The organism is Halanaerobium sp. (genome assembly GCF_003070835.1).
This window is the reverse complement of sequence record NZ_QBLR01000212.1, coordinates 1-5,891: the sequence shown is the minus strand read 5'-3', so window position 1 is coordinate 5,891 and position 5,891 is coordinate 1. Positions and strand designations below refer to the sequence as shown.

The 5,891-nt window shown below is 30.2% G+C and carries 10 protein-coding genes; 1 reads left to right on the top strand and 9 read right to left on the bottom strand.

From position 1 onward, the window contains the following. From CI949_RS15615 to CI949_RS15605, 4 genes are all read right to left on the bottom strand, one after another. Positions 1-652 (bottom strand): DUF6765 family protein (locus CI949_RS15615; RefSeq protein ID WP_290767982.1); only part of this gene is annotated, 652 nt, incomplete at its 3' end. Continuing rightward, positions 634-882: a DUF6765 family protein gene (locus CI949_RS20995; RefSeq protein WP_089723006.1), complete on the bottom strand. Its 249-nt coding sequence runs from the start codon at positions 880-882 to the stop codon at positions 634-636. The genes CI949_RS15615 and CI949_RS20995, both read right to left, overlap by 19 nt. Before the next feature lie 127 nt (positions 883-1,009). Beyond that, a complete protein-coding gene (locus CI949_RS15610) occupies positions 1,010-1,318 on the bottom strand; it encodes a type II toxin-antitoxin system RelE/ParE family toxin (RefSeq protein WP_089723005.1) in 309 nt (102 codons plus the stop codon). Then, positions 1,311-1,595, bottom strand: coding sequence for a type II toxin-antitoxin system Phd/YefM family antitoxin (locus tag CI949_RS15605; RefSeq protein ID WP_073159730.1), 285 nt, complete (start codon positions 1,593-1,595; stop codon positions 1,311-1,313). Before CI949_RS15605 ends, CI949_RS15610 begins: the two co-directional genes overlap by 8 nt. Positions 1,596-2,235: 640 nt before the next feature. Between CI949_RS15605 and CI949_RS15600 the strand changes: the two genes are divergently transcribed. Further along, positions 2,236-2,763 (top strand): transposase, encoded by a 528-nt coding sequence (locus CI949_RS15600; protein WP_089723003.1) that lies wholly within the window; start codon positions 2,236-2,238, stop codon positions 2,761-2,763. Positions 2,764-3,142: 379 nt separating this feature from the next. Here CI949_RS15600 and CI949_RS15595 read toward each other — a convergent pair whose 3' ends face one another. The 5 genes from CI949_RS15595 to CI949_RS15575 form a co-directional block, all read right to left on the bottom strand. Further along, a complete protein-coding gene (locus tag CI949_RS15595) occupies positions 3,143-3,292 on the bottom strand; it encodes a hypothetical protein (RefSeq protein WP_166635238.1) in 150 nt (49 codons plus the stop codon). A 292-nt stretch (positions 3,293-3,584) separates the two neighbouring features. After that, a complete protein-coding gene (locus CI949_RS15590; protein ID WP_089723002.1) occupies positions 3,585-3,878 on the bottom strand; it encodes a helix-turn-helix domain-containing protein in 294 nt (97 codons plus the stop codon). 138 nt (positions 3,879-4,016) lie between these two features. Beyond that, on the bottom strand, positions 4,017-4,211 hold the full coding sequence (locus CI949_RS15585; RefSeq protein WP_089655946.1) for a hypothetical protein: 195 nt from the start codon (positions 4,209-4,211) through the stop codon (positions 4,017-4,019). Between the two features lie 172 nt (positions 4,212-4,383). Further along, complete coding sequence (locus CI949_RS15580) at positions 4,384-4,959, bottom strand: sugar transferase (protein WP_089655945.1); 576 nt, start codon at positions 4,957-4,959, stop codon at positions 4,384-4,386. 354 nt (positions 4,960-5,313) lie between these two features. After that, positions 5,314-5,625, bottom strand: coding sequence for a hypothetical protein (locus tag CI949_RS15575; RefSeq protein ID WP_208292419.1), 312 nt, complete (start codon positions 5,623-5,625; stop codon positions 5,314-5,316). Positions 5,626-5,891: the final 266 nt, after the last annotated feature.

The window sequence follows — 5,891 nt, the reverse complement described above, 5'->3', positions numbered from 1 at the left end:
TAAACCATAATATTTTACCAGGATTAGCAAGAACTCTATCTAACCATTGATACTTATTATATTTTTCGACTCTTGTTCCTCCATATTGTTTTTGCTGAGAGAGCTTTCGATAATTCTTTATTCTTAAGTTTTTATCTTTTTTATCAAACAAATTGCTAAAGAATGAATATTTTTCGGTTGTCTCTCCAATTGCAGCACTTAAATCAGAGAGTAATTCTTCTTTTTCAGATTTCAATTTTTGAGTTGATATTTGAGAATTATTATATAGCTTTAATTTTTCGAAAATACGTCCAGCAGCTTTTAAAAATATTTCTTTATTATTTCGTTTACAGTTAAAACTACACAATCTCTCATCTTCCCAGATTAAATTCGGAATATCAGGTTTATGGGTAGCTGAGGCATGACCAACTTTAGCAGGAGATTTTTGCAGCACTCCCCCAAGATGATTATAGCCTTCAAAATAACCAACAAAGTTTTGATGGGCATAGGTATCAGCAAAAGCATGTACTGCAAGTCCAATTTTATAGAGATTGTTAGTCTCTAAAGCACTATCTAAAATCTGATTTGCATTTTTATTATCCGGGGTTGTATTGAGATAATGTAACTTTCCATCTTTACGCCTAGAATTTTTAGTTAGAACCTTTCCAGGCACAAAATGAAATATCGGATAAATTCTAAACAGTTTTTTCTGGGCTTAGTAATATTTTTAGTCTGACTTATATAATTTTGATAGTGATTGTCTGTGCCTGGACTAATATTAAAAATGTGATCATTATTATCAATATATTGGCTGGAATAAGCTAAAGTCTCAGCATCCTTTTTATTAAAACCAGATCTAGCAGCAATAAGATAAGTCATATAATAATGAAATTCATGATCCATAGTTATCTCCCCCGGTATTATTATTTTTTGTTTAACAGGCAAACTGCTATTTGTTGTATACTGAAATTACCGGGAAATGCAAAATAGTATCCCGTATTTTATCTCAAAAATTCAGTATAGCTGTTTATCAGATTAAGTTCTTATATTCTCTTCTTCCATCAACTATTGCATAAATATTAACTATTTTATCTTTTTCATTTACTTTGTAAAACACAAGATGCTTTTCTACAATTAATACTCTAAATCCCTGTTTTTTTAAAATCGAATATCTTGGTATACTACCAGCATTAGGAAACTCTTTTAGGTGATTAATAGCTTTTTCTATTTTATCCAAATAGTTGAGGGCAGTATCAACACTGCCGGAATTAGCTGCAATATAATATATTATATCTCGCAGCTGATCTTCAGCCTTATCTGTTCTTAGGATTTTATACATCTTTATCTTTCCTCTTGACTAAAGATTCACGAAGATCATCAAAAGACTTCTGCATAGATCCTAACCTTCCATTCTGCACATCATCTTCTGCTTCTGCAAGGGTTCTAAGTAATTCTAGTTCAGCTTTCATTTGCTTATAATCCTGTAGGCCAAGAACAGCTGTATCACCACGACCATGTACAGTAATTATAACTGGTTCTCTAGTTTCTTTACACTGTTTAGATATTTCATTATATTTGTTTCTTAAATCTGCTGATGGTCTAATATTAAATTCCATGATCTCACCTCTTTCTATATCAATTTTATAGTCATATTATATCATGATTTGTCTATACTGTAAATTTATTATCTCATTATTTTCAATAAATGGTCTAATATCTTTCAAGTTATTACAGGCAGTATAATTGTCCATTGTTTTAACAATTGCAATGTATTTGTTGTATCCTAAAATTGCCGGAAATTGCAAATTAGTATTCCCGAAAGTTGCAAACTAAAATTCCCTGTTATTGCAACAAAATATATAAAATCTTGTTTAACACCACCAGCAGCCTCTACTGCTGGCATTTTTATAGCGTTAGCTCTAAAAAGCCTTCCCCACAGACTTATGAAATCACTCACCTCACACAAACAAAAAACTCCCGCCAAAATCTCTCAATTTCAGCAGGAGCAATCACATAATGCTTTTGTGATATTTATAATTAAGTTACTCTTTTATTCTTAAGTTCTTTTATCCTGAATTATTCATAGCAACCACAAAATAAATTATCAGTGCTAATATATCAATCATTTATCAAAATATTGTTTTCACCTAATGGGTGAAAGAATTTTATTAAGATTTTTCTCTAAAAACATAGAAAATGGAGCCCCTTTCCTTTATAATAATAGTAACTACACCAAATTAAAAGTAGGGACTCCATGTGGTTACTATATCTGAAAAAAAGATGGATTTCAAGTCAAATTTAAAAATAAATTTTAATGGTGGTGATTTAACATCAGATTCCGGCATGTTACTTTTTAAGGAATTTGATAGTCAAATTGGATTCAGTCAGGTAATAAAAGACAGTCTAAATTTTAATAATGATGATGTTGATCATAGCTTACATGAAAATGAAGATGTTGTTCTACATGGATATCATCCATTATTGATGTTTGATGGAGTTACTGGAGAACTTATTAAAGCTGAACTTAGAGCCGGTAATGTTTATACATCAAGAAGGGCTGTAAGATTTATAGGTCCAGTATTTAAAGAATACAGAAAAAAGTTTAAAGAAATACAACTTCATCTGAGAGCTGACAGTGGTTTTGCCACCCCTGGTATTTACCGGATAGCTGAAGAACATAATATCTCCTATACCATACGATTAAAAGCAAATGCAAAGCTTTATGATCTAGCTAAACCTTTTTTAAAAAAGCTAAATCAAAACTCTGAAATATCTGAAAAATAAGTTATTTATGGTGAATTCAACTATCAGGCTGGCAGCTGGGATAAAAACCGTAAAGTTATAGTTAAAATTGAAAAACCGGCAGAAGGATGTCCCAACAAATAACTATTTTTTAAAGTACTGGATAATATACAGAGTTTAGAATTTGGTTGACGCAGAACTCTAAAATAATTGTAAAGTTTTAAAAACATAAAGGAAGATTAGGGGATATCTATGTCCAATTTCAATAGTAATTTTTACCATAATAACAAAAAATAGATTTTTTTAAAAATTTAACTCAAAAATCTCTTTTAAAGTCTTAAATCAGAAAGTTTTAGAGTTAAATCAAAGGAAAATTATATTTCGTGGTTGCTATGAATAATTCAGGTTAAATAATCTTTTTCTATATCCTGTATTTCAATTCCAGCTTCACTAAATCATTTATTAAATCTTCTTTAGAAACATTATCAAAATATGCATCAAATTCCTCTTCTAAATTGTTTGAATTAATAACCAGATTTTCATTTTGCTTTAATTCTCTTAAACTATCCATCATTAACCATCCCTCGTATAATATACTTACTATTGCTTACTAACTAAATTATATATCAAATTGAATAACATTTCAATATTCATTTCAAAAAATTTCCAATAGCTATAGTTACCAATGTTTTACACTTTCGTTAAATAAGATTTTACACCTAAGATTTTCCAAAAATGGTGTCTCTGTGAGTCAATCTGTAGCTATTACCATCTAAATTGATAATTTAATATTTGAGAATTATGCAGCATTAAATTAAAGCTTTTAAAAAAGAAAAATCCCACCTATTCAGTGAGATTAGAAATCAAACTAAATCTATCTTTACTTTTCTATTCAATGCTTTTGCAATTTTATTAACTGTTTCAATTCTTGGTTCGCTTTCACCATTTTCTATTCTAGATATAACTGACTGCCTCATACCCGCTCTAGCAGCCAATTCCTCCTGTGATAAACCTTTATCTAACCTTAATAACAATATCTTTTTCCTTAATTCATAAACAGGATCAAATTCCTCAACTGCATCTTTTAAATCATTTCTATTTTTAATTAATTCTTTAAAAGAATCATTCTTATTTCTAATTTCATATTTATTTCCCATTGTATTTTAAGCCCCCTGCATATGCTAAACTAAAAAGCCTCCAATAAGAATCTAAGCATTAATTAGTCTATATAGTTACAAAAGCGTGGCCTAATATTCTAATTAAATTTATCCATTTAATTCAGCTCCAGAAAATAATTATTTAGCTAAAGCATCTAATACCACTTTCTGATCCTCATAAATCTCATTAAAGATTTCTTCGTGACTGTTCCGCTTATTATATTCTTTAATAAACCTTCTTATTTCAACACTTGCATTACTACCAAAATCATGTGTAATTTTTTTGAATTTTTTCCATTCTTCTTCATCAATACGGAATTGTTTTGTTTTCATTTTTTCCACCCTCTTTTTCGTGCTGATAATGTCCCTACAATGTAATTATATAATTAATTTGCTTTTTGGCCAAGAAAATTGTTTGCAACAGTTTTTGACTCGTTATTTGTTATATACTAAAACTACCGAAAATTGCATAGTAGCATTTCTAGAAGTTGCATACTTAAATATTCTAATCTCCATTCTCAATTAGACCTTCCCGTTTAATTACCTGCAGAAAAGTTATCACAACTATTTTAAAGTCCAGCATTAGGGAATGATTCCGCTTATAGTAGAGATCATACTCAAATTTCTGCTCGTCATCTATATCATCCCGACCATTAATCTGAGCCCAGCCGGTAATTCCCGGTTTGAATTTATCGACTCCATGCTCTTTACGATTAACTACCAGTTCTGATTGAGAAAAAAGTGGTGGTCTTGGACCCACAAAGCTCATATCTCCTTTTAAAATATTAAAAAGCTGTGGTAATTCATCAAGACTGGTTACCCGCAAAAACTTGCCCATCTTAGTTATATAATGATCCCTGTCATTAAATTCGTTTGTAGGCACATCTGGGGTGTTAATACGCATTGTTCTGAACTTATAAATAGTAAAGGGTTTACTGTGCTGTCCAACCCTTTTTTGAGCAAATATGGGGCTTCCTTTGGACTCCAGTCTGATCAGTAAAGCAATTAAAAGCAGAAATGGTGCTAATAAAACTGATAAAATTAATGAAAATATGATATCAAGTAATCTTTTAAAAAACAATGATAGTCCTCCTGCCGTAATAGATAGTTATTATCCTGAAAATATTTACCAACTTAATTATACTTTATTATCGCAGGGCTTTCAAACAATCGACAAAAAAACCAATTTATCGATGTTTTAAATGAATCATAGTTGTTTTAATAACTCTTTACCTCTTTTCAATTCCTCCATAGTTTTATCAAATTAATCTAAACAAAAAAACGGAGGACTAATAAGCCCTCCAACACGAATCTAAGCATCACTTAGTCTCTATGGTCACGACGCGGTGACCTAACATACATTATATTATAAAAAATTTTAAATTACCTACTTTAGCCTTGAAAGCCTCGCTCATGTTAATGGGCGGGGAGGATGTCAAATCTCTAAAGCCATTTGAACTAATTCTCTTTTTTTGCCTTTAGCTAATTGATAATAGTATCTAAATAACTTTTCGTAAGATTTTTTTCCTATCCCATTAAAATTATTTATCTGCCAAAACCTCTGAATAGGCTGCTTATCTACTATTTTTTTGGCCTGTTTTGCATTAATACCAACCTCTTTAATTAAATGTTCACGGTCAGCTTTATTAACAAGATCAAGCATTTTCTTTTCTGTACCTTCAGCTTCATTTTTCTCATTTAAACATATATAAATATCAAGATCTAAATCAGATAAATATTTTTCCATTAGATCTTTAACTAATTTCCAGTCTAAGCCGCCATTATTTGTACCCAATTTACTGTATTAACTATAGTTTTAGCAGGAGTATTAAACACTGCTCAATAGAATTAAAATAAATGGACTTATTATTCATCTTCCTGAAAAAAAGGAGGAGTGATTATAGTTAAATCATCATCAATGTTTGTAATATTCCCGATCAAAAGAGATACTTTTTCTAATACCGGAGCAAGAATTTCTCTTTCTTCTTCAATTTCTCTTTCTAGATTATCCAT